This is a genomic window from Brucella ciceri, from assembly GCF_041930145.1.
Classification (GTDB): Bacteria; Pseudomonadota; Alphaproteobacteria; order Rhizobiales; family Rhizobiaceae; genus Brucella; species Brucella intermedia.
Window position 1 is genome coordinate 348,582 of record NZ_JBHEEV010000001.1, and the last position, 25,950, is coordinate 374,531.

Consider the following 25,950-nt stretch of genomic DNA (forward strand, 5'->3'; position numbering starts at 1 on the left):
CTGGTTCAGCTTATCAACACCATCCGAACCGGAGTTCATCATGTCCGACAACACCGCCCACAATCACGCGCTGACAGACTGGAGCGGACCGTTGGGCCTGTCGGATTTCACCGCGTTCGGCGACGGGGATTTCGCACCTGCCTTCGATGTGGCGCTGGCTGAGGACCTCGCGGAAGTGGAAGCCATCGCCGGGGCGACCGAAGACGCCACCATCGAAAACACACTCAAAGTCCTGCAACTGACCGGCAAGGCGCTCGACCGCGTGTCAGCCATTTTCTGGCTGCGCGCCGGTGCGCACAGCAACGACACGATCCAGGCGCTGGAGCGCGAAATCGCGCCTAAAATGTCGCGTCATTATTCGCGCATCATGATGGACCCGGCGCTTTTCGCCCGCATCGACGCGCTTTATGAAAACCGCGACATGCTGGATCTCGACACCGAGACCAGACGGGTCCTTGAAAAGACCTGGAAAGGTTTCGTCCGCTCGGGTGCGAAGCTTGATGAAGCGGGCAAGACGGAACTTGCCGGCATCAATGAAAAGCTCGCCGGGCTTGGCGCCCGTTTTGGTCAGAACGTATTGAAGGATGAATCAAGCTGGGCGCTGTTCATCACCGATGAAGCCGACCTCGCGGGTCTGCCTGATTTCCTGAAAAACGCCATGCAGAGTGCTGCCGCCGAGCGCGGCAAACCGGATGCATGGGCCGTCACGCTGTCGCGCTCGATTGTGGAGCCGTTCCTTTCCTTCTCGCAAAACCGTGCACTCCGCGAACAGGCGTTCAACGCCTGGGCAAAGCGCGGTGAAAATGGCGGTGAAAGCGACAATCGCGACATCGTGCGCGAAATGGTGGAACTGCGCGAGCGCAAGGCGCATCTGCTCGGCTACGCCAACTTTGCCGCCTACAAACTTGACGACACCATGGCCAAGACGCCCAAGGCAGTCATGAACCTGCTGGAACCGGTCTGGGACAAGGCCCGCGCCAAGGCCCGTGAGGAAGAAGTCGAACTCGAACGGCTGATCGCAGGCGATGGCGGCAATCACAAGGTCGCACCGTGGGACTGGCGCTTCTATGCGGAAAAACTGCGTGCCGAACGCTTCGCCTTCGATGAAGCGGAACTGAAGCCTTATCTGCAGCTTGAAAAGATCATCGAAGCCGCCTTCGACGTCGCTCAACGCCTTTTCGGCATCCGCTTCGAGGAAAAGAAAGGCATCGCCGCATGGCATCCGGACGTGCGCGTGTTTCAGGTGCTCAATGCTGATGGCAGCGAACGCGGCCTGTTCCTTGGCGACTATTTCGCCCGGACATCGAAGCGTTCAGGCGCATGGATGAGTTCGCTGCAATCGAGCCACAAGCTCGATGGCGGGCAGAAGCCGATCATCTACAATGTGATGAATTTTGCCAAGCCAAAGGCCGGTGAACCGGCCCTGCTCTCGCTCGACGACGCACGCACCCTGTTCCACGAATTCGGCCACGCGCTGCATGGGCTTCTCTCGGATGTGACCTGGCCCGCTGTTTCCGGCACTGCCGTTTCGCGCGATTTCGTGGAACTTCCGTCGCAGCTTTACGAACACTGGCTCACCGTTCCGGCGGTCCTCGAAAAATACGCCGTGCACTATCGCACCGGCGAGGCCATGCCGAAGGCGCTTCTGGACAAGGTTCTCGCAGCCCGCACCTTCAATGCAGGTTTCAACACGGTCGAGTTCACTTCATCCGCGCTGGTGGACATGGCATTCCACACCGGCACGGAAAAGATCGCCGATCCGCTCGCCTTCGAGGTAAAGACGCTGGAAAAGCTTTCCATGCCGGATGCGATCATCATGCGCCATCGCACGCCGCACTTCACCCACGTCTTTTCCGGTGACGGTTATTCCGCGGGCTACTACTCCTATATGTGGTCGGAAGTGCTGGACGCAGACGCGTTTTCGGCATTCGAGGAAACCGGCGATGCCTTCAACCCGGAACTGGCAGCGAAGCTTAAGCAGCATATCTATGCCGCCGGTGGCAGCCGCGACCCGGAAGAGCTTTACAAGGCCTTCCGTGGCAAGATGCCGACACCGGACGCGATGATTGAAAAGCGCGGCTTGAACTAGAACCAAAGCAAAAGGCCGGGAAACCGGCCTTTTTCAATTCTTGTGGGTCAGGATATTCACGAGCCGCCCATGGGGATCACGCGTGAAGAAACGGCGCACGCCCCATTCCTCATCCGCCGGGCCGTATTCTACGGGAAATCCCAGCGCGATCGCGCGCTCCAGCATGGCGTCGACGTCATCGACCTCGATGGAAAGGTCGGGTACCGGCGTGCCGGACCCGCCTTCGCTCATTATGCTCACCTGCACCCGTGCCTGCGCATCCGCGGCATAGGTGACGATCCAGCCGAAATCCATCGCCACATCGAGGCCCAGCAAGTCGCTGTAGAAGCGCTTTGCCGCCGCCGGGTCGCCGGCCGCGATATTGGCAACGATGCGGCGCACAGTCATCAGTATTCGCCGAGCTTGATGTCCGGCGTGTAATCGACGCCGTCGACTTCCTTCACCACCGGCTGGCCGCAATGCATGACACCCGTGGCGGCATTGAAGGCGTAGGTCGGCGAGCCGTAAAGCTGCCAGCCCTTGTTGAGCGCCGCCGTGACGCGATGGCAGAAAGCGGAATCGTCCGGGCCTGTAATGAAACGGTATAACTTCATGCTTTTACTTCCTCTGTTATAACTTCACGCCGGTTCTGGCGAGCACGCGCTCGGCCATCTGAAGATGCAGGCGCTCGACCATCTGCCCGTCCAGCGAGATGACACCCTTATCGGCATTTTCAGGGCGGGCAAAGATTTCAACGACGCGGCGGGCGTGTGCCACTTCCTCCTCGCTCGGGGAGAATGCCCGGTTGGCCGCTTCGATCTGCCCCGGGTGAATGAGCGTCTTGCCGTCAAAACCCATGGCAGCGCCTTGGGCGCATTCTGCCTCGAAACCCACGCTGTCGCGAAAATCGTTATAAACGCCGTCAAGCACGGTGATCCCGCCAGCGCGCGCGGCAAGAACGATTTGCATCAGCCAGGGGATCAGATAGGGTCGCCCCTGCTGCGGACGCACACCCGTTTCCCGCGCGATATCATTCGGCCCGACGACAAAACAGGCAAGCCGCACTGCCGAACGATGTCCAAGAACCGCAATTTCGTCGGCGTTGAGAATGCCCCTTGGCGTCTCGATCATCGCCCAGACACCAACGGCCGGATCGGCGTCATGGCGATCAAGCCGGTTGGCTGCGTCGATTATATCCTGCGGACGTTCGACCTTGGGCAGAAGGATCGCATCCGCGCCCATATTCGCAGCCGCCGCAACATCGTCCTTGCCCCACGGCGTTTCTGCCGTATTCACCCGCACGACCCGTTCGAAGCCTGCCTTCGGATGGTTTGCTAAATGCGCCGCCAGCGCATCGCGCGCCGGAACCTTTGCATCGGGCGCTACGGAATCTTCCAGATCGTAGATCACACAATCCGCCGGCAGCGTCAGCGACTTCTCCAGGGCGCGGGCATTGGAAGCAGGAACGAACAGGACGGAACGGCGGGGGCGAACAATGGTTTTCATGTCCCGATTTGTGCACCGAACCGTGTAAACGCGCAAGGTCCCGAAGCGTTCGGCGTGGTCCCGCAAGCCTTCCCGGAAAGGGACTTGAAATCCGCATCACGGCTGCCTATTTTCCGGCCTTCGGTTGAATGCACCTGCCGCCCGCAGCTTCCAAGCCATGGTAAAGCATTCTGAAACTTCGTTTTTGTTCCGGTGACGGCAGAAACGGCAATGCGGGCACCCGTTCATGAAAACGCCGCTCACAATCAGGAGCGAAAACAATGACCACAGCTATCATCGCTGGGACCAATAATGTTGACTTCAAGCATCAGGCCCGCCGTCTGCGGCAGGCTTTGAGCGAGGAAGGCATCGCCATCAGCCACGGCAAGGCCCTCGACCTCGTGGCGCGCCAGTCCGGCAAGCGTGACTGGAACACACTTGCCGCCAATGGCAGCAAGGTTGAAGCCGCATCCATGCAGGACGATACCGCGCCTTACCGCGTCGGCCAGCGCATCACCGGCCTGTTTCACACCACGCCGTTCGACGCCCGCATTATCGCGGTCGAGGAAACGATCAAGCCGGAGTTGTGGCGTATCACGCTTCAGTTCGATCCGGCTATCAATGTGGCGGTTTCGCCCAACCTTTCGATGCTGCGCAGGCGCGTCACGGCTGTTGTCGGCACCGACGGGAAATCCCGCCGCCTGACCGGCAGCGAGACCGGCGGCATCGCGTTGAACGTCTGATAATTGCTCAAATTGCATCGCATACGCATGATCCGCAAACCTTGACGCGGTTTACAGACAGGATTATGCGCATAACCCGACAGTCGAACTATCCGGCGTGCTTGCAAGCGCGCCGGATAAATCGCAAGACGGGTCGGGAGTTGCGACCTATTGGGCAGTTTCGGCCTCAAACGTTGACTCTCGGTCAAGCTGATGTAAACCAGTTTGCAAATTGCAAATTCCCAACCGACAGGTTCAGGACATGGATAAGTTCACCAAGCTCACGGGCGTCGCCGCCCCCCTGCCGATCGTCAACATCGATACGGACATGATCATTCCGAAGGATTACCTGAAGACGATCAAGCGCACGGGTCTGAGCAAGGGTCTTTTCGCCGAAATGCGCTTCAACGAAGACGGCACGGAAAACCCGGATTTCGTCCTGAACAAGCCGGGGTACCGCAACGCGCAGATTCTCGTCGCAGGCGACAATTTCGGCTGCGGTTCGTCGCGCGAGCATGCGCCGTGGGCCCTGCTCGACTTCGGCATCCGCTGCGTGATCTCGACTTCTTTCGCCGACATCTTCTACAATAACTGCTTCAAGAACGGCATTCTGCCGATCAAGGTCAGCCAGGAAGATCTGGACAAGCTGATGGACGACGCTTCGCGCGGCGCTAATGCAACCCTCACCATCGATCTCGAAGCCAAGGAAATTCACGGGCCCGATGGCGGCACGATTTCCTTCGACCTCGACGATTTCAAGCGCCATTGCCTGCTCAACGGTCTGGACGATATCGGCCTGACCATGGAAAAGGCTGGCAGCATCGACGCATTCGAGGCCAAGCGCGCCGAACAGCGTCCCTGGGCATAATGACGGCATGCGCTATATATACTCGGCCAGAATGCCCGCCAGAACGCCCGGCTGCAGGTCTGGCGGCCTGCACAAGTGAATAGGACACGATTGGCTGGAATGGCCCGAGAAGATCAAAGCGGCGACTGGGCGGGACGTCTTTCGCCCTCGCTGGACGAAATCGAATCCATCGCGATTGAAGCTCTTGCGCATCTGCCGCAGGAGTTTCGTGCGTTGTGCGGCGACATCATCATCCAGATCGCCGACTTTCCTGACGACCAGATCATCGAGGATATGGGGCTGGAAACGCCTTTCGACCTGCTCGGCCTTTTTGAAGGACGCGGCATCGGCGAACGTTTCAGCCTGCAGACCGGCGAAGGTCCGAACCGCATCACGCTTTATCGTCGCGCGATCCTCGACTACTGGTCCGAACATGAAGAAGTGCTGGGCGATATCATCACCCATGTGCTGATTCACGAGATCGGCCACCATTTCGGCCTGTCGGACGACGATATGGAAAATATCGAGGCTCAGGCGGAGTAGCCGCTGCCGATTTTTTTTGGAGCGGCTTAAAACGCGCCATCTTCCTCCAGGAATTTGATCGCCATGAGCGCAGCGCATCGGCTGAGCAAGATGTCTCGTTCATCTGAAAGGTCGGCGGCAAAGCGATCCGCAAGCCTGCGATATGAAGAGTCAATTGCCGGATTTATAAGGTAGCGCGTTTCCATTCTGTCACAAGTCGAGCTATCCGGTTTTATACTCATCGACATGGCTTCCTGCTGAAATCCGGAAAGTATCATAAAAAAGGCGCCCTCACCGGGCGCCTTTTCCATTTCCTGTTACGCCACGCTCAGGCGAACATCGATATTGCCGCGCGTTGCATGCGAGTAGGGGCAGACGATGTGCGCTGCCTGAACCAGTTCTTCGGCCTTCGCCTTGTCCACGCCCGGCAATGCCACTTGCAGTGCGACATCAAGGCCAAAGCCGGTGCCGTCCTCACGCGGACCGATACCGACCGTCGCGGTCACGGTGCTGTCGGCTGCAATGGCAACTTTTTCCTTTGCGGCAACGAACTTCAACGCACCGAGGAAGCAGGCCGCATAACCGGAAGCGAAAAGCTGCTCGGGATTGGTGCCCTCGCCGCCCGAGCCGCCCAGTTCCTTCGGCGTATCGAGAACGACGCTCAGCCGTCCGTCAGCGGTTTTGGCGCTTCCCGTGCGGCCGCCGGTTGCTGTGGACTGGGTGGTGTACAGAATTGACATCTGGGTTTCTCCTTTGGTTTGTCTTCGCAGCCAAACTCGCAGATTTTTAAATTGCGCGCAATCTAATTTTGCAAAATATAATATCACGATTATATGATGCACAATCCAATTGCGTATGCTGTATATATCGACCAAGGAGTTGTCTGAATGAAGCGCGACGATCAGGATTCGAATCTCGACCTTTCCAACATGGTCTGCTTTGCGATCTATTCGACCGCAAATGCGTTGACGCGCGCCTATCAGCCGATCCTCAACAAACTCGACCTCACCTATTCGCAGTTTCTGGTGATGATCGTGCTGTGGGAACAGGACGATCGGACAGTCTCGGAGATCGGCGCACAACTCAATCTGGACTCAGGCACGCTGACGCCGCTGCTGAAACGCCTCGAAGCAGCCGGACGCATTGCGCGGCGACGCGATGCGCGGGACGAGCGGCAGGTGCGCATCACATTGACCGACGAAGGCCGGGAATTGCGCAAGCAGGCCGAGAACATCCCGGAGCAGGTGTTCTGCGCACTGGGTCAGCCTGTCGATGAGTTGCAGGATCTGCGCGCACGCTTGCTCGGTATACGCGGCAATCTCGCCAACAGCCTCAACCGCTAACAAAAAGCGCCGGAAAACCGGCGCTTGGACTTCTGATAAGGCTACGCAGATCAGCGATAATGGTTGTTGAAACGCTTGTCGTACCAAAGCCAGCCAAGACCGGCGGCCGCTACGATCAGCGGGAAAATGTACCAAAAGAAGACCCCCGAAGTCATGGCTTCAATCTCCCTAAAACGCGTCTTGCCATAAGATGTAATACGATCGCCGGCAAAATCCAAGCTGTGACGCCGAGAAAAGAGACGACCAGGCCGCTCCCCGGCGTGAAATTAAAGGTGTTGCCCAGAACCCCGACAGCGAGAAACGCCGTGGAAAGGCGATCAAGATTGTTCGCCAGCAACTTGGTTCGTTCGTTGTGTATCAAACTCATATCGCCCTCATCCCGATCAATTCTTATCCCGAAGCTTAAGGGACCGCCACCCGCATCAAACAAAAAGCGCCGGTTTCCCGGCGCTTTTCAATCTCAGTGCTGAGAAAGCAGATCAGACCGCAAGCGCCTTCGGCTTGATGAGGCCGCGCGCGACCAGCAGTTCAGCAATCTGGATCGTGTTGAGAGCAGCGCCCTTGCGCAGATTGTCCGAGACCACCCACATGGCAAGACCGTTTTCGACGGTGATATCCTCGCGGATGCGGCTGATATAGGTCGCGTCTTCGCCAGCGGATTCATAAGGCGTGATGTAGCCGCCATTCTCGTGCTTGTCGACAACCTGGCAGCCCGGGGCTTCGCGCAGGATTTCGCGCGCTTCTTCCGGCGTGATCGGGTTTTCGAACTCGATATTGACCGCCTCGGAGTGGCCGATGAAGACCGGAACGCGGACAGCGGTTGCCGTCAGCTTGATCTTCGGATCGAGCATCTTCTTGGTTTCGGCCACCATCTTCCATTCTTCCTTGGTGTAGCCGTCTTCCATGAAGACATCGATATGCGGGATCACGTTGAACGCGATGCGCTTGGTGAACTTCTTGGCCGTGACCGGATCGGCTACGAAAACAGCGCGTGACTGTTCAAAAAGCTCATCCATGCCTTCCTTGCCCGCACCCGAAACCGACTGATAGGTCGACACGACAACGCGCCTGATCTTGGCGACATCGTGCAGCGGCTTCAAGGCCACGACGAGCTGGGCGGTCGAGCAGTTCGGATTGGCAATGATGTTCTTCTTGCGGAAGCCTTCGATTGCGTCCGGGTTCACTTCCGGCACGATCAGCGGCACTTCGGCGTCATAACGCCAGGCCGAGGAATTATCGATGACGACACAGCCCTGCTTGCCGATCTTCGGCGACCATTCCTTGGAAATCTCGCCGCCGGCAGACATCAGGCAGATGTCCGTATCGGAGAAATCATACGTGTCGAGCGCCTTGACCTTCAGCGTCCGGTCACCATAGGACACTTCCGTACCCTGGCTGCGGCGCGATGCAAGCGCGACAACTTCGTCAGCCGGAAAGCCGCGTTCCTCGAGGATATTGAGCATTTCGCGCCCGACATTTCCGGTGGCGCCGACAACTGCAACCTTGAAACCCATTTTTCGTCTCCTGTCCCTCTCCGCTTCCAGATTCGGAACCCCGCAGGCCACGCGGGACTTCCGCCCCCGGGCCAGACCCGGGGAGAGGGCGAGCAGGCCAAGGGAATCAGACCGTTTTCGTGGTCGTTTTGGTAATGGCCGTGAGTGTTTTGGAAATCGAAGGCATGCGCGCTGCCCCGGCAAGAATGCCGGCAGTTCCAAGCGAAACTGACGCTACGTTGACGCGATCCACGCGGGTTCTCCTTCGTTCGCCACTGCTTTTACGCGGTTTATAGATGGAGTCAATTCTCCATCCCCGCAAGGAGCGCATTTTTTGGCGCTTTATTGCTTCCCTTCAGTATTTCAAGCCGTCAGTTCTGTCTCATACTAAAGACTACTGCACGAATCCCCTTTTTCGGTTCATCATGCAAGTGTGAGGAGAGCGCCCGGACAGTTGAGAGGAATTGTCCCGGCGCACCAGGCGAACTTCATTTACCCGGTGAAGAAGTATCGCCCTACATTTGCCCGCAGGGCTCTGTTTGGGAGGACAGATTAATGGCAGTCTCGTCAAGTGCCGAGGTCGGCACGCAGAAAATGACGAGCGAAGAACGCAAGGTAATTTTTGCGTCATCGCTTGGTACCGTCTTCGAATGGTACGATTTCTATCTCTATGGAACGCTTGCAGCCTTCATCGGCGCGGCATTCTTCAACGAATATCCGGAAGCAACCCGAAACATCTTCGTTCTGCTCGCCTTCGCGGCAGGCTTCCTCGTGCGCCCCTTCGGCGCCCTTGTTTTCGGACGCATCGGCGATCTCGTCGGGCGTAAATACACATTCCTTGTGACCATCGTCATCATGGGCGCGTCCACGTTTCTCGTGGGTATCCTGCCCGGCTCGGCCACGCTTGGCATTTTCGCACCGATCATCCTGATCGTCCTTCGCATGCTGCAGGGTCTCGCACTCGGCGGTGAATATGGCGGTGCGGCAACCTATGTTGCGGAACATGCTCCGAACAATCGCCGTGGTTTCTTCACGTCATGGATCCAGACCACGGCAACGCTTGGCCTGTTCCTGTCGCTGCTGGTCATTCTGGGCATCCAGACCATGATGAGCAAGGAAGCCTTCGCCGCCTGGGGCTGGCGCATTCCGTTCCTCGTCTCGATCCTCCTGCTTGGCATTTCCGTCTGGATTCGCATGCAGATGAGCGAGTCGCCCGCATTCAAGCGCATGAAGGAAGAAGGCAAGACTTCGAAGGCACCGCTTTCTGAAGCTTTCGGCCAGTGGAAGAATGCAAAGATCGCGCTCATCGCCCTTTTCGGCCTCACCGCCGGTCAGGCCGTCGTCTGGTATTGCGGTCAGTTCTACGCCCTGTTCTTCCTTCAGAACGTTCTGAAGGTCGAAAACCAGTCGGCCAATATCATGGTCGCCATCGCACTCCTGATCGGCACCGGCGGTTTCGTCTTCTTTGGCTGGCTGTCCGACAAGATCGGTCGCAAGCCAATCATTATGGCGGGCCTGCTTCTGGCCGCCGTAACCTACTTCCCGCTGTTCAAGGCGCTGACCCATGCCGCAAACCCGGCTCTGGCCCAGGCCGAACAGACGATCAAGGCGACCGTTACGGCTGCTCCCGGCGATTGCAACTTCCAGTTCAACGCCACCGGCACGTCGAAGTTCACCACGTCTTGCGATGTCGCGACAAGCTTCCTCGCCAAGAGTTCGGTGCCTTATGAGATCGTGCAGACGGCAGCGGCCGGAACGCCTGCAACCATCACGCTCGGTGACAGCACGATCACGTCTTACGACGCCGTTCAGGCTGGCGCCGATGCTGCGGCCAAGCAGTCGGCTCTGTCTCACGACGTGAACCTTGCCTTGCAGAAGGCTGGCTTCCCGCTCGTTCGCGATCCCGCGAAGGTGCCGGACAGCAAGCTCGACGCATTTGTCGCCGCCAATCCGGAACTTCAGCTGAATGCCGAAGCGATCCGCGGCGGCGAGAAGGCCATGGTTCCGGCTGCCGATCTGGTGAAGCAGAAGCTTCTGACCCAGACTGAGGCGGACGGACTGGGTGTCAGCACGCCACAGGCCGTCTTCACGATCCCGGGCGCCGGCGCATTCAAGATGGTTGCCGACCCCGCAGAGGTCAATTGGGTTCTGACAATCGCTATCCTGACCGTCCTCGTCATCTATGTGACGATGGTGTATGGCCCGATTGCCGCGATCCTCGTCGAGATGTTCCCGACCCGCATCCGCTACACCGGCATGTCGTTGCCATATCATATCGGCAATGGCTGGTTCGGCGGTCTGCTTCCGGCTGGCGTGTTCGCACTCAGCGCGGCCAAGGGCGATATCTACTACGGCCTCTGGTATCCGATCATCATCGCCTCCATCACCTTTGTGATCGGCATGATCTTCGTCAAGGAAACCAAGGGCGTCGACCTGCACAAGCTCGACTGACCATCGTCAACCGCACAAATTGAAACGCCGCCCTCCCGGGGCGGCGTTTTCATGTTCGTATGGTGCCACTATCGGCGGTATTGCGCCTCGATTTCGATCAGCTTCTGCTTGCGCCACAGACCGCCACCGTAGCCCGTCAGCGATCCGTCCGCGCCGATCACGCGATGGCAGGGGATAATGATGGCAATCTGGTTCGCCCCGTTGGCCCGCGCCACCGCGCGCACCGCAAGCGGCTTTTCCATGGCCTGCGCAAGTTCGCTGTAGCTACGCGTGTCCCCTGCCCGGATATTCTGAAGTTCGCGCCAGACATGCTGCGTGAAAGCACTGCCATGCAGAACCAGCGGCAGGTCGAACGTCGGGGAATTGCCCTCGAAAAAGGCATTCAGCTGTCGCTCGACAAGATCATGCGTGTCGAAACGGCCAATCCCCAGATCGCCGCGGCAGGTGGCATATAGTTTCTTGAGCTCAGCGGGCAGCGCCTTGCGATCGACGAATTCGAGAAGATGCAGGTTTCGCGCGTCACAGATGGCTATCATCGTGCCGAGCGGCGTCCTGATCCAATCGGCCCGCAGCAAGCCATCGCCGCGCAATTTTCCGGGCGGCAGTCCGAGAATACGCGCAAAGGCGCCGCGGAAAGCTTCGGGAGATTCAAATCCCGCGTCGATCTGCGCATCGATCACACGCCCGCCATCGGCAAGCGCCTGGAACCCGTGCCGCAGGCGCTCCTGCCGCGCCATTTCGAGAAACGTCATTCCGAAATGGCGGCGGAAACTGCGACGGACGGTCGAAGGATCAAGCCCCAGCCGGGCCACATCCTCTTCGCTCCAGCGTCGCTCCGGTTCGGCTTCAAGCGCGTCGAGAAGCTTCCTGACGGCCGGTTCCGCTTCGGCGGCGGGCTGTAACGGATGGCATCTTTTGCATGGCCTGAATCCATCGGCCATGCATTCGGCAACCGATGCGAAGAAACGGCAGTTTTCCTGTTTCGGTTTGCGCGCCGGACAGGTCAGGCGGCAGAAAATTCCGGTCGAGATAACGCCGACATAGGCCCTGCCCTCAAAAGCGGCATCGCGGGCGACAAGTGCATCGTAAAGTTTGTTTTGATCAGGGAGCGTGAACAACATGCCGCTATTCTTATGCAGCGAAGCACGAATTTACAGCCTCAAATCGGGCACTTATTCAAAAAAGAAAAGCCCGCCATGCAGAATGCATGACGGGCCATATATCAAGCGATCCTGTCGCGCTTATGCAGCGGAAAGCTTAGAGAACTTGTCGAGGATTGCGTCGCCCATTTCGACGGTGCCGACCTTGGACTTGCCTTCCGACCAGATGTCGGCAGTGCGCAGGCCATCATTGAGAACCTGTGCAATCGCTGCTTCCAGACGATCCGCTTCGTCGACGAGATTGAACGAATAACGCAGGCACATGGCAAGCGAAGCAATCATCGCAATCGGATTGGCAACGCCCTTGCCGGCGATATCCGGTGCCGAACCGTGAACCGGCTCGTAAAGCGCCTTGCGCTTGCCGGTTTTGGAATCGACCGCACCGAGCGAAGCCGACGGCAGCATGCCCAGCGAGCCGGTCAGCATCGCGGCCACGTCCGACAGCATATCGCCGAACAGGTTGTCCGTAACGATGACGTCGAACTGCTTCGGCCAGCGCACAAGCTGCATGCCGCCAGCATCGGCCAGCATATGCTCCAGTTCCACGTCGGCGTGTTTTTCCTTGTGGCGCGCGGTGACGACCTGATTCCACAGAACGCCGGACTTCATCACGTTGCGCTTTTCCATCGACGTGACCTTGTTGCGGCGCGTGCGCGCCAGCTCGAAGGCGACATCGGCGATGCGTTCGATTTCGTAGGTGTCGTAGACCTGCGTATCGATGCCGCGCTTCTGGCCGTTGCCGAGGTCGATGATTTCCTTAGGCTCGCCGAAATAGACGCCGCCGGTCAACTCGCGCAGGATAAGGATATCGAGACCTTCGATAACTTCCGGCTTCAGCGAGGAAGAATGGGCCAGTGCCGGATAGCAGATGGCCGGGCGAAGATTTGCATAAAGCTGCATCTCCTTGCGCAGACGCAGAAGACCGGCTTCAGGGCGCACTTCATAAGGCACGCTGTCCCACTTCGGACCGCCAACGGCACCGAAAAGCACGGCATCGGCGGCCAGCGCCTTCTCCATATCCGCATCGGAAATCGCCTGGCCATGCGCATCATAGGCGGAACCGCCAACCAGACCTTCTTCCGTCTCGAAACCGAGATTGAGGCCTGAGTTGAGGAAAGCGATGATCTTGCGGACTTCCGCCATCGCCTCTGGGCCGATGCCGTCGCCGGGCAGGAGAAGGAGTTTTCTGGATGCCATAATGCCAAGCCTCTGTTTTATTTCGCATATTCCACAAAACGGAGATCCGCTTTTTTCAAGAATATCGCGTTCAAATTCACGACAACAACAAACAGCAGGAGGCCGTCCGCCATCATCTTTATCAAGTTCCGCGAGGGTTATAGAGCCCCGTTGTCCGACAAGCAATAATGCGCGTGGCTGAAACTAATGAAAAAGATAGGGGCTTGTGTGGAAATTATATAACAGCGGGAAAAGCAGACATGTTCCGCGCGCCAAGCCTCCGGCCAGCACCAGAAAGGCCCGCTATCACTCCGTCAAACTGCGCGCTTCTGACGGGAGCATGATGGGAATGCCGCCCCGGACCGGATATGCAAGCTTTGCCTTGTGCGAGATCAGTTCGCCATGTTCCGCGTCATATTCAAGCGCCCCTTTGGTTATAGGGCATACGAGAAGTTCCAGCAGGCGCACGTCGATATTGCCGGTTTCCGTCTTGTCGTCCATGATCCTATTCCTGAAATCTACTGTAAACGCGATCCGAAATCGTCGTCCTTCACTCGGGCCAGCACCATTTCGGTGATGGCGATCAACGTCGCTGCACGCGTCTTCAAATCCGGGGCTTCCAGAAGCGCCTGTTTTTCAGCCGGGCCGAAAGGCGACATGATGGAGAGCGCATTGACGAGGGTCTCGTTGTTTGCCCGCGCGATGCTATCCCAATCGGCTTCCAGATTGTGCGCCTCGAGATAATCCCGGAACGCACCCAGCAAGGCTTCACGGTCGATCTCCGATGACTCCCGCGACTGCTCCAGGTCGGCAAGGAACGGCATGATCCGGCACTGCCGATAAGGCTGGCGGCAATTGATCTCCTCGCGCACGCGAAAACGGCAGATGCCCTGCAAGGTGATCAGCAAGCGGCCATCGCCGGTTTCGGCAAAAGTGGTGATACGGCCAAGACAACCGACACTGCTCAACTGCGGGCGAAGGCTTTCGTCCAGTTCGTCGGTCGGCTCATCATCCTCGCCGTCGATTTTCGGCTGGATCATGCCGATGATGCGCTTGCCGGCCAGCGCATTCTCGACCATCGCCAGATAGCGCGGTTCGAAAATGTTGAGCGGAAGCTGGCCACCGGGCAGAAGCAGCGCCCCTTTCAACGGGAAAACCGGCACAGTCTCAGGAATATCCGCGCCCGTCCTGTAACGGGCATTGCCCACTTGCATTACAACCTCCCTTTAGGGCTCACGCGACATGCGCCCTAACAGTTGGAATCCGCATGGCGGGCAAAGCGCAATTTGTCCGCCATGCTCCCGACCGCTCGCGGTCAGGAAAACAGAAGCGACGACAGCTTGCGCCGTGCGCCGAGCGTCGCGGGATCGGCATTGCCCCACGCCTCGAAGAACTGGAGCAACTGCTTGCGCGCACCGTCATCGTTCCACTCGCGGCTGGCCTTCATGATGAAAAGCAGCTCATTGGCCGCATCTTCACGCCGCCCCTGCGCGTTACGCACCTGCGCAAGATCGAACCGGGCCTGATAATCATTGGGATCAGCCTGAATTCGCTTTTCGAGTTCAATCGGATCACCGATGAGCTTGACCTGGTCGGCCAGTGCAAGACGTGCTTCCAGCGCCCGGACGGCAGGCGCGTTCTGCTTGTCTGCAGGAATCTGGGCCAGAATTTCCCGCGCCTTTTCCGCGTCGCCGGATTCCAGAAGGCAGGTCGCAAGACCGACAACTGCGTCGACATTATCCGGGACGGCATGAAGGATCGACGAGAATATCTCAGACGCCTGAACGAAATCGCCAGCTTCAACCAGTTCGTTCGCCGCCGCGATTGCCTCGGCAATCGCAGTTTCAGCGTCACTCGGCCCGCCAACCTTGGCGATGAACTCCTTCACCTTCGATTCAGGCACAGCCCCCATGAAACCGTCAACCGGCTGGCCGTTGACGAAAGCGATGACCGCCGGAATGGATTGAATGCCAAGCTGGCCGGCAATCGCCGGATGGTCGTCGATATTCATCTTGACCAGCTTGACGGCGCCGCCAGCCTCGCGGACCGCCTTTTCAATGATCGGGGTCAACTGCTTGCAGGGACCGCACCATGGCGCCCAGAAATCCACCAGCACCGGCTGCTTGCGGGATTCTGCGATTACATCCGCCTGAAAGCCTGCCGTCGTGGTGTCCTTGACGAGATCCGCTCCTCCAGCAGCGGCCTGCGGCGCGCCGAAAGAGACATTCGCCGTCATCTGGCCACCCGCGCCAGCATAAGGATTGTTTTGGCTGCTCATAAGAAATTCCTTCGTATTTTCCGGTCGATGCAACGCTCCGCATGCAAGCCCGCGTCGTTCATTCAGTTCGTATCTTCGAAAGCCAATTTCAAGACGGTCGATTCAGCAGTTGCGCTGTAACTTAGCGCTTCTGTTTCCCACTTCAATCGCCAATCGCCGCGTGGGAAAGCTGCCGTTCCGACCACCAGTCTATACCTAAGCATCAGCCTTGGCACGCTCGGAAACGGCCAGAATGCGCGGTTCGTGTCCCGTGGACTTGAGGAAAGCAACCAGATCATCGCGCTTGATGGAAGTCGTGGCTTCGTTGGTCAGCGGATGCCCGTTGATGACATCATGCTTCATGAGATCGGCATCAAGGATTACCTGCACATTGTGTGCGGTATCGTTGACCGCGCCGAACACGGTGACCGAACCGGGAATCACACCCAGATATTCCATCAGCTTTTCCGGCTTGCCAAACGAAACACGGCTTGCCGCACCGATCAGTTGATGGATCGATTTCAGATCGACCACCGCGTCCTCCTCGACCGTCACGAGAAAGAAATTGTCCTTCTTGTCTTTCAGGAAGAGATTCTTCGTGTGACCGCCCGGAATTTCACCGCGCAGGCTTTGGGAATCGGCAACCGTGAACAAAGGAGGATGTTCAACAGTCTTTACTTCGATACCGAGTTTATCAAGATAGTCGTGTAGCTCGCTCGGCGACAAAGGCATGGTCCCACCCCATTCTGTTCGGCATTGAATATGTTGCACATGTCGCCGCGCTCCTCACGCTTCGGCGACACACCACAGCTTATAGACCATGGATAGAGGCTTAGAAACCACGCAAAACAAATTGGATTGCTTGTCAGAAGCACAGCGGTTTGACTCGCACCAATCCTACAGAGTTCAGCCCCCCGAGCAGGCGCTTACCTCCTGTCTGGGGAAGAAATCACAGCGGAATCCAGGCCCTACACCTCAAAATAACGACATGAATACAGATAGTTAGCCAACGGCTCACAGCCAATTTCGTCGAAAAGACATTTTCATGTAATTTCCCTGTTGCAATCTCGGAAGCGTTAGTTCATATACCGCCTGCCTGACGGAAACGACTGGCGCGAGCGGGTGTAGCTCAGGGGTAGAGCACAACCTTGCCAAGGTTGGGGTCGAGGGTTCGAATCCCTTCGCCCGCTCCAGTTTTCCGATCAGATAGGCAACAAAGTCCCGGCTTCGTCCGGGATTTTTGCTTTTTCAGGCGTGTTTCCATACGATTTCTGCAAGGTCATCTGTTCAGCCAGCGCCAAGCGCCAGCTGAATCCTCGACCTGTGAATAAAGCGAACGTCACGTGACCACGTTTTCTTCGTATGTCCGTTTAACCCCCGGCACACAGAGACAAGCTGGTACGATCAACACGGCAATAAGCATCATCGCTATGAAAGTCGTGTGCAGCGCGTGTTGAAGCGCCAGTCGAAGTTCCTGCTGATCTATGAGCATGTCGGCGCCATTCAGGAGATCCCGCAGTTGGTCTGACGTAATAGCCTGGCCATGATTGGCGTTGGCAAGACCGTATGTCAGCACCGCGCCCAGAATGGCCGCTCCGAGCGTGCTGCCAAGATTGCGCGAAAAGACATTCGATGCAGTGGCACTGCCGCGTTCGGACCAGTTCACGCTGTCCTGCGTCAGGATCAGCGCCCCGATGTTGAGCAGGCCCATTCCGAAACCCATGATCAGCGAACCGGCGCCCGCCATCGTGGCCGAGCTGGACGGGTCAAGCATGACGAGCAACGAGGTTCCGATCGGAATACAAATGCTTCCGACAATCATGATCGGGCGCAATCCGAACCGCGTAAACTGCCGCGAAGCAATCGTCGCCCCGCAAGGCCAGCCCAGCAGCAGCATGGTCAGGGCAAAGCCCGCGACCACCAGAGAACGGTCGAGAACCGTCTGCACATACATCGGCAGAAACGTCGTCAGTCCCATGATCGACATGCTGGCAAGGAAAACCGCCAGATTGGAAAATGCTATCGGGCGCTTCAGCCACAAGCCGGGCGCGACCATGGGTTCCTTTGCGCGCCGTTCCTGCCAGATGAAGGCAACCAACGACAAGCCGAAGAGAACCAATGCCAGAATCGCTTCCGGCGAGACGGCGCTTTCCATGAGGGTAAGCGCAATCATCAGGGATGAAATCGAGACGGCAAAAAGCGCTGCGCCAAGCACATCGACCGATACGGGTTTGGAGCGTTTTTCTTCATGCAGGAAGAGGAGAAAGCCCGACGCCGCCAGCATACCGACCGGCACGTTTATCCAGAACACCCACGCCCAGCTGAGATTGTGAATGATCAGGCTGCCCAGGAGCGGGCCGACAACGGCTGACAGCGCCCACACGCTGGCGAGGTATCCCTGAACCTTGCTGCGCTGTGCGCCCGGAAAAAGGTCGGCGACAACAGTCATGGATGCGGGCTGGATCGCCCCTGCCCCAATGCCCTGCAATAGCCGGAAGACAATCATGGAAGGCATCGACCATGCAAAGCCCGCCAGTATCGACGCGATCAGGAACAGGGCAATGCCGAAAATGAGCACTGGCTTGCGACCGTATATATCGGCCAGTTTTCCAAACACGACGGTCGTCGCGGTCTGGGTCAAGAGGAACGATGAGAAAACCCAGGAATAGAGATTGAGCTGACCCAATTGCGCAGCGATCTGCGGCATTGCGGTCGATACGATTGTAGCCTCGACTGCAATCATGGCCATGCTTGCCATGATCGCGGCAACAACGAGCCCGCGATGAGAATGTTTTTCTGTCATGGATTGCCTTCAGACCGGAACGGTCGTCGTTGAGTGGAAGCCTCCTCGCTCCCAACCCTGTTTCTTAGACCTGCCCGATCACCACCGCAATAGGTTGCCCGCCCCGGTCGGTACACATTATTGCTACCACGTTTCCACCTATCAGCGGTCAGGCGTGCCAGAACAGCTATCGAGCCGTTTGTCCATCACGATGCGGCTTGTTTTAACAGGCAACCTGTCCGACAACGCTTCACACTTTTGAGACTCTTGGAGAATGACCATGACAAACAGCACGACGCCCTATTTCCTTGAAGACACGGACGAGAGCGAGATTTCCTCCGATGTCGCAGGCATCGGCAACTTGCTGGTAACCACGCATATTCCCATCCGGGCAGATGGCACAATGGAAACCGGCGATATAACCGCTCAGAGCGAATGCACGCTCAACAGTCTCAGGATCTCACTGGAAAAGGCAGGCAGCAGCCTGGCAAACGTCATTCATTTGACGATCTACCTGACCGATATCAACGAACGTCCTGCCTTTAACGAGGTTTACCTGCGCTTCTTCAAGAAACCTTTTCCGGTTCGCTGCGCTGTCGGCGTGGCGGGACTGGCCACGCCGGAGATGCGGGTCGAAGTCACGGCTATGGCGGTACGCAATCAGTAGCCGCCGACACACGGCGTAACTCGCCTTATCGGGGCCGCGGGACATGAACGGCCCCGAATTCGCGCTCCCTCAGCGGAATCCTGCACGATAAGCATATAATCATACGCTAATTTCATAATTCGTTTCCGCGAGCGGCCTAGCCGACGCTTGCGTGTTTATGCAATGCTCGTGCGTCAGACCAGTGGAGGGGTCGATAAGATGAGAAAAATCATAACAATAATGGGTATCGCAGGCGCTATTCTGGCAACGGGGTTCGCGGCTCATGCGGGAGAGACGCTGGATCGCGTCATGGAAAAGAAGGCCATGGTTGTCGCAACCAATGCAGGCTGGCCTCCGCAAAGCTTTCTGGACGATTCCAACCAGCTCGTGGGATTCGACGTTGACGTTGCCAATGAGATCGGCAAGCGTCTGGGCGTCGCCGTATCCTTCGAGACACCGGACTGGGCAACCTTGACCGGCGGACGCTGGCAGGGACGCTATGACGTAGGCGTCGGATCGGTCACGCCGACCAAGGCGCGCGCCAATGTCATCGATTTTGCCGGTATTTATTATTACAGCCCATATGTCTATGTCGTACACAAGGACAGCGAAGCGAAATCGGTCGCTGACCTCAAAGGCAAGGTTATCGGCGTCGAGACAGCCACCACGTCGGAAGATTATGCGCGTCACCAGCTGGAGATCGACGCCCCCGGCCTTCCCCCCATCGAATACAAGCTCGAACCCGGTGAAATTCGCACCTTCGCAGATTCCATGCTGCCGTTCGACGACCTGAGACTGGGAGATGGCGTTCGTATCGATGCGATCGTCGCACCGGAGCAGACGGCCCAGAACGCCATCAAGAACGGCTATCCCGTAAAAATCCTCGAAGGCGACTATGCCTTCCGTGAGCCGCTCGTCGTTATCGCCGAAAAGAACGATCCCGAATGGACCGCCAAGATTGGCGAAATCATCAAGCAGATGAAGACCGACGGCACTCTCGGGACACTCACCGCAAAGTGGTACGGCAAGGACTACAGCGCCGACTGACCTGTCCCTTGCTTCGATATTGAAATGAGCCATCCATGCGGTGGCTCATCCGATACCCCTATTTTGGTGTTACGATGACATATCCCGTCACTTACTACAGCCGTACCAAGGCAGACGACTTCGCACGTCCGACGCTGGAGCGTGAGATAACAGCAGATGTCGCGGTGATTGGCGGCGGACTTGCCGGATTGTCGGCGGCCTTGCAGATGGCGCGCGCCGGCAAGAAAGTAGCTGTTCTGGAAGCCGAAAGCATTGGCTTTGGCGCATCAGGGCGCAATGGCGGATTTGTCAGCCCCGGTTTTGCGACCGGCGGCGATGCGATTGCCGCCCGTGCCGGGAGCAATGTCGCCAGAACGCTTCACGAAATGTCGATCGAAGGCGTCGAGTTCGTTCGCCAGAACATTGCCTCGCTGAATATCGAGGAAGCCCAGCTATCACCCGGCATCATGAGCGTTCGTCGCCATGACGATGGCGACAGCCTGAAACACTACGCCGACGAACTCTACCGCGACTACGGCTACAAGCTCGATTTCCATACAACAGCCGAAACCCGCAACATTTTGAATTCCAGGCGCTATTTCCAGTCTGTCACTGATCCCAATGCCTTTCATATCCATCCCTTGAATTATCTGCGGGCGCTTGGGCGCGAGATAGAGCGGCTTGGCGGACGGATATTCGAGCACAGCCGTGTCGTTCAATTGCTCGACCACGGTGATGGCAAGCTTGTAAAGACGGCTCAGGGACAGGTCAAAGCAGGCGCCGTACTGATAACCACCGGCGGCTACACAGACGGTCTCGTCGGGCAGATCAAGCGGGCCTACCTGCCCATCGCAACCTATGTGATGGTAAGCGAGGAAGCGCCCGAACTGATTGCGTCGGCAATTCGCACCACATCCGCCATCGGTGATAACCGGCGGGCGGGCGACTATTACCGTGTGATCGACGGTGGCCGCAGACTGTTGTGGGGCGGACGCATCACGACAAGAGCAGCGGATACCCCCGGCGTCGTGCGGGAACTGCGCAGCGAAATGGAGGGGACCTACCCTCAGCTCGCTTCGCTGAAGACGGAACTCGCATGGTCGGGCCTTATGTCCTATGCGAGACATCTCATGCCACAGATCGGCAAGCTGGACCGCGCCACATGGTATTGCACGGCATTTGGCGGCCACGGGCTCAATACGACCGCCATCGGCGGCAAGGTCGTCGCCGAAGCCATCTGCGGACAAAGTGACCGGTACAAGCTTTTCGAGAAATTCGGGCTGGTCTGGGCCGGAGGAGCTGCGGGTCTCGCAGCTGCCCAGCTGACCTATTGGAAATTGCAGATGCAGGATTGGCTTGCCGAGCGAAAAGCAGGCTGACAGGGGAGAGAATATGCTCGGGAGGTTTTTTCTGACACGGCCAGAGGCCGCTAAACGGACTGTTCAGGTAGCGTTTTTTGTTATCCTGACAGCGCTCTTCTGTTTCATGAATGTCCGGTTCTCGGGCATAACAAACTGGCTGGGGATCGACCCCAAAGTCGCGAAGGCGGGTTTCACCAAGGCGACGTTGCTTTCCTCCGTTCTGCTCAGTCTCATAATCTTCGCCAATTGGAGCTTTCTGAGACTTTTTCCGCGTTGGGCACAGATCATCGCCATTTGGACGGAACTGTTCCTGCTGCTGATGATCTTCTTTTATTCATTCAATCTCTCGTTTGAATTCATCGCCAGAAAGATCGGATTTCTCATCAGTCAGGGCGTCGTCACGACGCTTTATATTTCCACCGCCTCCATCTTCTTCGCAACCGTTCTGGCGCTCATCGGCGCCGTGGCCAAACTCTCCAAGAACGGTCTGGTCTACGGTCTGGCGACGTTCTACACATCGCTCTTCCGCGGCCTGCCATTGCTGATGCAGATTTACATTATTTACCTGGGCTTGCCGCAGGTGGGTTATGTCATCGGGCCGATTCCCGCCGGTATTCTGGCGCTGTCCCTGTGCTATGGCGCTTACATGACGGAAATCTTTCGTGCCGGCATCGAAAGCATCCCGCGCGGACAGCAGGAAGGTGCCGCGGCCTTGGGCCTCGGACCATCACAAACAATGTGGCTGGTCATTCTTCCTCAGGCGATGCGCATCATCATTCCGCCAACGGGCAACCAGTTCATCGCCATGCTGAAAGACTCGTCGCTGGTCTCCGTCATCGGCGTATGGGAACTCATGTATCTTGCCCGCACACAAGGCCAGACCGAGTTCCGGCACATCGAAATGCTCATAACCGCATCGATGATCTACTGGGCCCTGTCCGTCGTTCTGGAATATGGCCAGGCGAAACTCGAAGCTCGCTTCAAACGTTCTCTCGTGCGTTGAACGCGTCATCGTAGAGGCGTCGGGCCTGAAGCAACATCAAACGAAAATCGGCGCGGAATTACCGCGCCGATCCATTTTTAGAACCTTTTTTTGACTATCGCCGCCATCTGAGCGACATGCATGACAGGCCTGCATCGATCCGCCCGATTTCGCCTGTCTTGAGGGCAACAACCTTATATCCCTCCTTATCAAGCTTATCGATCGTGCGGGGATAGTCCGCGCCGACGAAAACGACATCGTTGACCCGAAGCGCATTGGCGGCTGCCTCTTCACCTTCCGGCGTCACAATTTCACGCATGCCTCGAAAGAAGCCGGAGCCCGCCAGCCTGTGCGTCGCAAGCACCGTCTCCTCGTCCAGCAGCGAACAGTCGGTCTTGAAGTGCAGTACACCCTTGGGCGTCTCTACAATTTCGGCGGCGTGTCCGAGCGCTGCCAGTGCAGCCCGAAGCCCTTCGGCGCCACTCTTGTCGGTACGCGCCGACAGGCCGATCATCACCACCTTGGGCGTCACCAGCACATCACCGCCATCGGCAAAACCGGGCGAAGGGAGCGACACGACATTCTCAAAGAGCGAACGCAGAACCGGTTCGATTTCAGCCGTCTCACCCATGCGCGATGGTGCGCCAGGACGCAGCAGAACTGCGCCTTCGTGGAACACCAGCGCCGGATCTTCTACAAATATCGAATCCGGAAAATCCTCCATCGGCGGCAGAACCGTCACCTCGACACCAGCGTTTCGCAACGCCTGCACATAGGCTTCGTGTTCTTCCCTGACACCTTCGTAGGTCGGATTACCCCTGTCATCGGCGCGCAAACCATTGACGACGGATCGTCCCGGCGTGCGGACGATAGCTGCATTGAATTGATAAACGGCGGTCATGGAAATCACTCGGGTTTGAGATAGGCTTCAGCAAGCTCGGTCCAGAAGGCCGCGCCGATGGGGATCAGATCATCGTTGAAATCGTAAGACGGGTGGTGGAGCTGGAAATCGTTCTCGCCCTTGCCGCCCCCCACAAAGAAGTAGGTTCCGGGTCGCTCACGGAGCATATAGGCAAAATCCTCGCTGCCCATGAAAGGACGCTCCAGATCGATCACGTTCGTCGCGCCAAACGACTTCACCGCCAGGGAGCGTGCGAAATCAGTTTCCGCGGTATGGTTGATCGTCGCATCATAACTGCGCAGATACTCCACTTCAGCAGTTAGTCCGAAGCTCTCTGCCTGATGCGCTGCAACACGTTTGATGCGTTGCTCGATCTGATCGCGGATGGTGGGCGAAAAAGTGCGAATACCGACGACGATTTCTGCCGTCGACGGAATGATATTGCTGGCCGAACCACCATGGAATGCGGCAACCGTCACAACTGCCGGATCGAGCGCTGGCACGTTACGCGACTTGATGGTCTGCAGGGCCATCACAATCGAAGCCCCCGCTGTTATGGGATCGGCAGTTTTTTCCGGTTCCGAACCGTGACCGCCGTAGCCGTTCACCCTGATAAACGCCTCATCGACCGCAGCCATGATCGGCCCATCGCGGAAGGCAAACTTGCCGAGGGGAATGCCGGGATCGTTGTGAAGGGCAAAAACAGCATCACAAGGAAAACGGTCGAACAATCCTTCGTCTATCATGATCTTGGCGCCGCCGAAATTCTCTTCCGCCGGCTGGAAAATCAGATGAATGGTTCCGTCGAAATTGCGCCGCTCAGCCAGAGCCTTGGCAGCACCGAGCAACATGGTCGTATGGCCATCATGTCCACAGGCATGCATCAGACCCGGGGACTTGCTGGAATAGGGCAGATTTGTCTGCTCATGAATGGGAAGCGCGTCGATATCGGCACGAATGCCGACCGACTTCCGGCCCGATCCATTCGTCAAAGTCCCGATGACCCCGGTTTTCGCAAGTCCTCGCGTGACCTTGTATCCCAGAGCCTCGAGCTGCCGCGCAATGATATCGGAAGTCCGTTTCTCCTCGAGTCCCAGTTCGGGGTGGGCATGAAGGTCGTGCCGCAAGGCTGTCAGCTCTGGAAGGTTGTTGCGAATAGCAGTTGAAAAATCGCGCATTCAAGCACCTCTTGTCGGAATTCGGTTCTCGAGACGCCGGAAGACCAGGACCAGACCCGCGGTCAATATCATGTAGATCAAGGCCAGCAGCAGAAGCGGCTCATAAGTGAGATAGGTTTCCTGGCGCACCCGCGAAACGACGCCGTAGACATCGACGACGGTTATGGTTGCTACCAGCGGCGTCGCTTTCAATTGAAGGACCGTTTCGCCGTTCAGTGTCGGCAGGGCGCGATGGATCGCGCGCGGCAGCCAGATGCGGCGAAACACTTTCCAGGGCGACATGCCGAATGCACGACCGGCCTGCAGCTCACCGGACGGCACACCGGCAAACGCACCGCGCATGACCTCCCCCTCATAGGCCGCGAAAGAGATCGTCAGCGCGGCAAGTCCATACGGCCATGCCTCGCGCAGATAAGGCCAGATAAAGGAGCCGCGAATGCCGGGAATGGAGGGGAACAGCGAACCAAGGCCGTAATAGAGCAGCCAAAGCTGCAGCAGCAATGGTGTTCCCCGGATGACGGTGCAGAACGCCTTCGCTGGCCAGCTCAACCACCATGGGCCAGTCACCTGAAGCAATCCCAGCGGCAGAGCCAGCATAAACCCCAGAATTGCAGACCCGAACAGCATGAACAGAGTTACCACGATGCCGGAACCCAGACGGGGCAGGTATTGCGGCAGCCAGTCCCAGCGGCCAAACACCACCGCCGAGGTGAACAGTGCGATAGCGATGACAATCAGCACAAGGCGGTGCGGTTCGAGCCAGTTTCTGGCGGATGTCCGGTTTTCCAATACTGCTGAAGATGTGCTCATCTCAGTCAATCCGTGCGAAACCACGGCGCGCGCGCCGCTCGACAATGCCGATGAAGACGTTCGAAATCAGGGTAAGCCCGAGGTACAGCACGCCAGCCGCCATGAAGAACAGCAGATAATGCTTGGTCGTGCCCGCTGCCTGTCTCGTCACCAGCGTCAGTTCGCTAAAGCCGACAACCGCCAGAAGTGCTGTATCCTTGGTTGAGATAAGCCACAGATTGGCAAGGCCAGGTATGGCGAAGGGCAGCATGGCCGGTATCGTGATGCGTCTGAGCATCTTGGACGGGGGCATGCCGAATGCGCGGGCCGCCTCGATCTGGCCGGGCGCGATCGCTTTGATCGCACCGCGCAGGACTTCCGTCGAATATGCGCCCTGCACGACACCGATGACGAAAATGCCGGCCGCAAGCCCGCTGATATCGACTTTGCCATGGCCAAACAGAGCAAGCAGCTGGTTCAACAGGTCGGTGCCCGCGTAGTACAGGATAAGGATCAGGACCAGTTCCGGCACGGCGCGGACCACTGTCGTATACACTTCCAGAAGGTCGCGAATGATCGGGCCGCCATAGAGCTTGCCCAGCGCACCGAACATGCCGATCAGCAGACCGAGCGAATAACCGCCAACGGCAATTTGCAGCGTGTGCCAGAAACCCTGCAGAAGCACCCCTCCCCAACCCGGCGGATTGAGAGCAAGCAGGCTCCAGTTGATCAGTGGTGCATCCATGGGCAGTTCCGTTCAT

The 25,950-nt window shown here is 57.7% G+C and carries 29 protein-coding genes and 1 tRNA gene; 11 read left to right on the forward strand and 19 right to left on the reverse strand.

Going from position 1 to position 25,950, the window contains the following annotated elements; all coding sequences use genetic code 11:
* The first annotated feature begins 40 nt into the window (after positions 1–40).
* Positions 41–2,089 (forward strand): M3 family metallopeptidase, encoded by a 2,049-nt coding sequence (locus JNC63_RS01520; RefSeq protein WP_075041554.1) that lies wholly within the window; start codon positions 41–43, stop codon positions 2,087–2,089.
* Between the two features lie 33 nt (positions 2,090–2,122).
* Here the strand turns inward: JNC63_RS01520 and JNC63_RS01525 are convergent, their stop codons facing one another.
* From JNC63_RS01525 to JNC63_RS01535, 3 genes are read right to left on the reverse strand one after another with little or no spacing between them, the layout of a single operon-like run.
* Complete coding sequence (locus JNC63_RS01525; RefSeq protein WP_075041555.1) at positions 2,123–2,476, reverse strand: VOC family protein; 354 nt, start codon at positions 2,474–2,476, stop codon at positions 2,123–2,125.
* Positions 2,476–2,682, reverse strand: coding sequence for a DUF1737 domain-containing protein (locus tag JNC63_RS01530; RefSeq protein WP_002965766.1), 207 nt, complete (start codon positions 2,680–2,682; stop codon positions 2,476–2,478). The genes JNC63_RS01525 and JNC63_RS01530 overlap by 1 nt, the downstream gene beginning before the upstream one ends.
* A gap of 16 nt (positions 2,683–2,698) precedes the next feature.
* A complete protein-coding gene (locus JNC63_RS01535) occupies positions 2,699–3,574 on the reverse strand; it encodes an HpcH/HpaI aldolase/citrate lyase family protein (RefSeq protein WP_075041556.1) in 876 nt (291 codons plus the stop codon).
* Positions 3,575–3,834: 260 nt separating this feature from the next.
* Between JNC63_RS01535 and JNC63_RS01540 the strand changes: the two genes are divergently transcribed.
* The 3 genes from JNC63_RS01540 (at position 3,835) to JNC63_RS01550 (ending at position 5,665) form a co-directional block, all read left to right on the forward strand.
* Entirely contained in the window at positions 3,835–4,296 is a 462-nt protein-coding gene (locus tag JNC63_RS01540; protein ID WP_075041557.1) for a glyoxalase superfamily protein, read from the forward strand.
* Between the two features lie 241 nt (positions 4,297–4,537).
* Positions 4,538–5,143, forward strand: coding sequence for a 3-isopropylmalate dehydratase small subunit (gene leuD / locus JNC63_RS01545; RefSeq protein WP_006472229.1), 606 nt, complete (start codon positions 4,538–4,540; stop codon positions 5,141–5,143).
* A gap of 99 nt (positions 5,144–5,242) precedes the next feature.
* On the forward strand, positions 5,243–5,665 hold the full coding sequence (locus JNC63_RS01550) for a metallopeptidase family protein (protein WP_006472228.1): 423 nt from the start codon (positions 5,243–5,245) through the stop codon (positions 5,663–5,665).
* 26 nt (positions 5,666–5,691) lie between these two features.
* On the opposite strand, the gene JNC63_RS01555 is transcribed toward JNC63_RS01550, so the two are convergent.
* The gene (locus JNC63_RS01555; RefSeq protein ID WP_075041558.1) at positions 5,692–5,955 is read right to left on the reverse strand and encodes a hypothetical protein; all 264 of its coding nucleotides are present in this window, start codon (positions 5,953–5,955) and stop codon (positions 5,692–5,694) included.
* A gap of 6 nt (positions 5,956–5,961) precedes the next feature.
* Positions 5,962–6,384, reverse strand: a complete 423-nt coding sequence (locus JNC63_RS01560) for an organic hydroperoxide resistance protein (protein ID WP_075041559.1) — start codon at positions 6,382–6,384, stop codon at positions 5,962–5,964.
* Positions 6,385–6,531: 147 nt separating this feature from the next.
* On the opposite strand from JNC63_RS01560, the gene ohrR reads away from it, so the two are divergent.
* Positions 6,532–6,987: a transcriptional regulator OhrR gene (ohrR, locus tag JNC63_RS01565; RefSeq protein ID WP_021588127.1), complete on the forward strand. Its 456-nt coding sequence runs from the start codon at positions 6,532–6,534 to the stop codon at positions 6,985–6,987.
* Positions 6,988–7,138: 151 nt separating this feature from the next.
* Here the strand turns inward: ohrR and JNC63_RS01570 are convergent, their stop codons facing one another.
* The 3 genes from JNC63_RS01570 to JNC63_RS01580 all read right to left on the reverse strand — a co-directional run bounded on the left by JNC63_RS01570 (position 7,139) and on the right by JNC63_RS01580 (position 8,733).
* Positions 7,139–7,354, reverse strand: coding sequence for a hypothetical protein (locus tag JNC63_RS01570; RefSeq protein WP_230349924.1), 216 nt, complete (start codon positions 7,352–7,354; stop codon positions 7,139–7,141).
* Positions 7,355–7,466: 112 nt separating this feature from the next.
* Positions 7,467–8,501, reverse strand: coding sequence for an aspartate-semialdehyde dehydrogenase (locus tag JNC63_RS01575; RefSeq protein ID WP_021588129.1), 1,035 nt, complete (start codon positions 8,499–8,501; stop codon positions 7,467–7,469).
* A gap of 106 nt (positions 8,502–8,607) precedes the next feature.
* Positions 8,608–8,733, reverse strand: coding sequence for a hypothetical protein (locus JNC63_RS01580; protein ID WP_006472225.1), 126 nt, complete (start codon positions 8,731–8,733; stop codon positions 8,608–8,610).
* Between the two features lie 302 nt (positions 8,734–9,035).
* Between JNC63_RS01580 and JNC63_RS01585 the strand changes: the two genes are divergently transcribed.
* Positions 9,036–10,931, forward strand: a complete 1,896-nt coding sequence (locus JNC63_RS01585) for an MFS transporter (RefSeq protein WP_021588130.1) — start codon at positions 9,036–9,038, stop codon at positions 10,929–10,931.
* A 68-nt stretch (positions 10,932–10,999) separates the two neighbouring features.
* On the opposite strand, the gene JNC63_RS01590 is transcribed toward JNC63_RS01585, so the two are convergent.
* The 6 genes from JNC63_RS01590 to JNC63_RS01615 all read right to left on the reverse strand — a co-directional run bounded on the left by JNC63_RS01590 (position 11,000) and on the right by JNC63_RS01615 (position 16,256).
* Complete coding sequence (locus tag JNC63_RS01590) at positions 11,000–12,052, reverse strand: bifunctional transcriptional activator/DNA repair enzyme AdaA (RefSeq protein ID WP_021588131.1); 1,053 nt, start codon at positions 12,050–12,052, stop codon at positions 11,000–11,002.
* Positions 12,053–12,172: 120 nt separating this feature from the next.
* Complete coding sequence (leuB, locus tag JNC63_RS01595) at positions 12,173–13,288, reverse strand: 3-isopropylmalate dehydrogenase (RefSeq protein ID WP_021588132.1); 1,116 nt, start codon at positions 13,286–13,288, stop codon at positions 12,173–12,175.
* 285 nt (positions 13,289–13,573) lie between these two features.
* Entirely contained in the window at positions 13,574–13,768 is a 195-nt protein-coding gene (locus tag JNC63_RS01600; protein ID WP_006468553.1) for a Trm112 family protein, read from the reverse strand.
* A gap of 17 nt (positions 13,769–13,785) precedes the next feature.
* Entirely contained in the window at positions 13,786–14,481 is a 696-nt protein-coding gene (locus JNC63_RS01605) for an LON peptidase substrate-binding domain-containing protein (protein ID WP_006468552.1), read from the reverse strand.
* 101 nt (positions 14,482–14,582) lie between these two features.
* Positions 14,583–15,545, reverse strand: a complete 963-nt coding sequence (gene trxA / locus JNC63_RS01610) for a thioredoxin (protein WP_021588134.1) — start codon at positions 15,543–15,545, stop codon at positions 14,583–14,585.
* Positions 15,546–15,740: 195 nt separating this feature from the next.
* Entirely contained in the window at positions 15,741–16,256 is a 516-nt protein-coding gene (locus JNC63_RS01615) for a prolyl-tRNA synthetase associated domain-containing protein (protein WP_021588135.1), read from the reverse strand.
* Between the two features lie 386 nt (positions 16,257–16,642).
* Here JNC63_RS01615 and JNC63_RS01620 point away from each other — a divergent pair.
* Positions 16,643–16,717: transfer RNA gene (locus JNC63_RS01620), tRNA-Gly, on the forward strand.
* A 146-nt stretch (positions 16,718–16,863) separates the two neighbouring features.
* On the opposite strand, the gene JNC63_RS01625 is transcribed toward JNC63_RS01620, so the two are convergent.
* Positions 16,864–18,327, reverse strand: coding sequence for an MDR family MFS transporter (locus tag JNC63_RS01625; protein WP_374846105.1), 1,464 nt, complete (start codon positions 18,325–18,327; stop codon positions 16,864–16,866).
* A 259-nt stretch (positions 18,328–18,586) separates the two neighbouring features.
* Here JNC63_RS01625 and JNC63_RS01630 point away from each other — a divergent pair, with 259 nt between their 5' ends.
* The 4 genes from JNC63_RS01630 to JNC63_RS01645 all read left to right on the forward strand — a co-directional run bounded on the left by JNC63_RS01630 (position 18,587) and on the right by JNC63_RS01645 (position 22,342).
* Positions 18,587–18,973: a RidA family protein gene (locus JNC63_RS01630; RefSeq protein WP_021588137.1), complete on the forward strand. Its 387-nt coding sequence runs from the start codon at positions 18,587–18,589 to the stop codon at positions 18,971–18,973.
* A 198-nt stretch (positions 18,974–19,171) separates the two neighbouring features.
* Complete coding sequence (locus tag JNC63_RS01635; protein WP_025092069.1) at positions 19,172–19,999, forward strand: transporter substrate-binding domain-containing protein; 828 nt, start codon at positions 19,172–19,174, stop codon at positions 19,997–19,999.
* A gap of 74 nt (positions 20,000–20,073) precedes the next feature.
* Positions 20,074–21,357, forward strand: a complete 1,284-nt coding sequence (locus JNC63_RS01640) for an NAD(P)/FAD-dependent oxidoreductase (protein WP_025092070.1) — start codon at positions 20,074–20,076, stop codon at positions 21,355–21,357.
* Positions 21,358–21,370: 13 nt separating this feature from the next.
* Complete coding sequence (locus JNC63_RS01645; RefSeq protein ID WP_021588140.1) at positions 21,371–22,342, forward strand: amino acid ABC transporter permease; 972 nt, start codon at positions 21,371–21,373, stop codon at positions 22,340–22,342.
* A 94-nt stretch (positions 22,343–22,436) separates the two neighbouring features.
* Here JNC63_RS01645 and JNC63_RS01650 read toward each other — a convergent pair whose 3' ends face one another.
* The 4 genes from JNC63_RS01650 to JNC63_RS01665 are packed head-to-tail and all read right to left on the reverse strand — an operon-like array spanning position 22,437 to position 25,934.
* Entirely contained in the window at positions 22,437–23,222 is a 786-nt protein-coding gene (locus tag JNC63_RS01650) for an arginine deiminase family protein (RefSeq protein WP_025092071.1), read from the reverse strand.
* Positions 23,223–23,227: 5 nt separating this feature from the next.
* Positions 23,228–24,400: a M20 aminoacylase family protein gene (locus JNC63_RS01655; RefSeq protein WP_021588142.1), complete on the reverse strand. Its 1,173-nt coding sequence runs from the start codon at positions 24,398–24,400 to the stop codon at positions 23,228–23,230.
* On the reverse strand, positions 24,401–25,210 hold the full coding sequence (locus JNC63_RS01660; RefSeq protein WP_051556979.1) for an ABC transporter permease: 810 nt from the start codon (positions 25,208–25,210) through the stop codon (positions 24,401–24,403).
* 1 nt (position 25,211) lies between these two features.
* Positions 25,212–25,934: an ABC transporter permease gene (locus JNC63_RS01665; RefSeq protein WP_021588144.1), complete on the reverse strand. Its 723-nt coding sequence runs from the start codon at positions 25,932–25,934 to the stop codon at positions 25,212–25,214.
* Between the last annotated feature and the right edge of the window lie 16 nt (positions 25,935–25,950).

Coding starts and splice junctions, on each gene's coding strand:
- JNC63_RS01655 (WP_021588142.1), bottom strand. CDS start 24,400: ATGCGCGATTTTTCAACTGCTATTCGCAACAACCTTCCAGAGCTGACA.
- JNC63_RS01640 (WP_025092070.1), top strand. CDS start 20,074: ATGACATATCCCGTCACTTACTACAGCCGTACCAAGGCAGACGACTTC.
- JNC63_RS01570 (WP_230349924.1), bottom strand. CDS start 7,354: ATGAGTTTGATACACAACGAACGAACCAAGTTGCTGGCGAACAATCTT.
- JNC63_RS01615 (WP_021588135.1), bottom strand. CDS start 16,256: ATGCCTTTGTCGCCGAGCGAGCTACACGACTATCTTGATAAACTCGGT.
- JNC63_RS01650 (WP_025092071.1), bottom strand. CDS start 23,222: ATGACCGCCGTTTATCAATTCAATGCAGCTATCGTCCGCACGCCGGGA.
- JNC63_RS01605 (WP_006468552.1), bottom strand. CDS start 14,481: ATGCAAGTGGGCAATGCCCGTTACAGGACGGGCGCGGATATTCCTGAG.
- JNC63_RS01530 (WP_002965766.1), bottom strand. CDS start 2,682: ATGAAGTTATACCGTTTCATTACAGGCCCGGACGATTCCGCTTTCTGC.
- JNC63_RS01635 (WP_025092069.1), top strand. CDS start 19,172: ATGAGAAAAATCATAACAATAATGGGTATCGCAGGCGCTATTCTGGCA.
- JNC63_RS01535 (WP_075041556.1), bottom strand. CDS start 3,574: ATGAAAACCATTGTTCGCCCCCGCCGTTCCGTCCTGTTCGTTCCTGCT.
- JNC63_RS01590 (WP_021588131.1), bottom strand. CDS start 12,052: ATGTTGTTCACGCTCCCTGATCAAAACAAACTTTACGATGCACTTGTC.
- ohrR (WP_021588127.1), top strand. CDS start 6,532: ATGAAGCGCGACGATCAGGATTCGAATCTCGACCTTTCCAACATGGTC.
- JNC63_RS01665 (WP_021588144.1), bottom strand. CDS start 25,934: ATGGATGCACCACTGATCAACTGGAGCCTGCTTGCTCTCAATCCGCCG.
- JNC63_RS01645 (WP_021588140.1), top strand. CDS start 21,371: ATGCTCGGGAGGTTTTTTCTGACACGGCCAGAGGCCGCTAAACGGACT.
- leuD (WP_006472229.1), top strand. CDS start 4,538: ATGGATAAGTTCACCAAGCTCACGGGCGTCGCCGCCCCCCTGCCGATC.
- JNC63_RS01600 (WP_006468553.1), bottom strand. CDS start 13,768: ATGGACGACAAGACGGAAACCGGCAATATCGACGTGCGCCTGCTGGAA.
- trxA (WP_021588134.1), bottom strand. CDS start 15,545: ATGAGCAGCCAAAACAATCCTTATGCTGGCGCGGGTGGCCAGATGACG.
- JNC63_RS01540 (WP_075041557.1), top strand. CDS start 3,835: ATGACCACAGCTATCATCGCTGGGACCAATAATGTTGACTTCAAGCAT.
- JNC63_RS01525 (WP_075041555.1), bottom strand. CDS start 2,476: ATGACTGTGCGCCGCATCGTTGCCAATATCGCGGCCGGCGACCCGGCG.
- JNC63_RS01575 (WP_021588129.1), bottom strand. CDS start 8,501: ATGGGTTTCAAGGTTGCAGTTGTCGGCGCCACCGGAAATGTCGGGCGC.
- JNC63_RS01585 (WP_021588130.1), top strand. CDS start 9,036: ATGGCAGTCTCGTCAAGTGCCGAGGTCGGCACGCAGAAAATGACGAGC.
- JNC63_RS01660 (WP_051556979.1), bottom strand. CDS start 25,210: ATGAGCACATCTTCAGCAGTATTGGAAAACCGGACATCCGCCAGAAAC.
- JNC63_RS01625 (WP_374846105.1), bottom strand. CDS start 18,327: ATGACAGAAAAACATTCTCATCGCGGGCTCGTTGTTGCCGCGATCATG.
- JNC63_RS01555 (WP_075041558.1), bottom strand. CDS start 5,955: ATGGAAAAGGCGCCCGGTGAGGGCGCCTTTTTTATGATACTTTCCGGA.
- JNC63_RS01560 (WP_075041559.1), bottom strand. CDS start 6,384: ATGTCAATTCTGTACACCACCCAGTCCACAGCAACCGGCGGCCGCACG.
- JNC63_RS01550 (WP_006472228.1), top strand. CDS start 5,243: ATGGCCCGAGAAGATCAAAGCGGCGACTGGGCGGGACGTCTTTCGCCC.
- leuB (WP_021588132.1), bottom strand. CDS start 13,288: ATGGCATCCAGAAAACTCCTTCTCCTGCCCGGCGACGGCATCGGCCCA.
- JNC63_RS01520 (WP_075041554.1), top strand. CDS start 41: ATGTCCGACAACACCGCCCACAATCACGCGCTGACAGACTGGAGCGGA.
- JNC63_RS01630 (WP_021588137.1), top strand. CDS start 18,587: ATGACAAACAGCACGACGCCCTATTTCCTTGAAGACACGGACGAGAGC.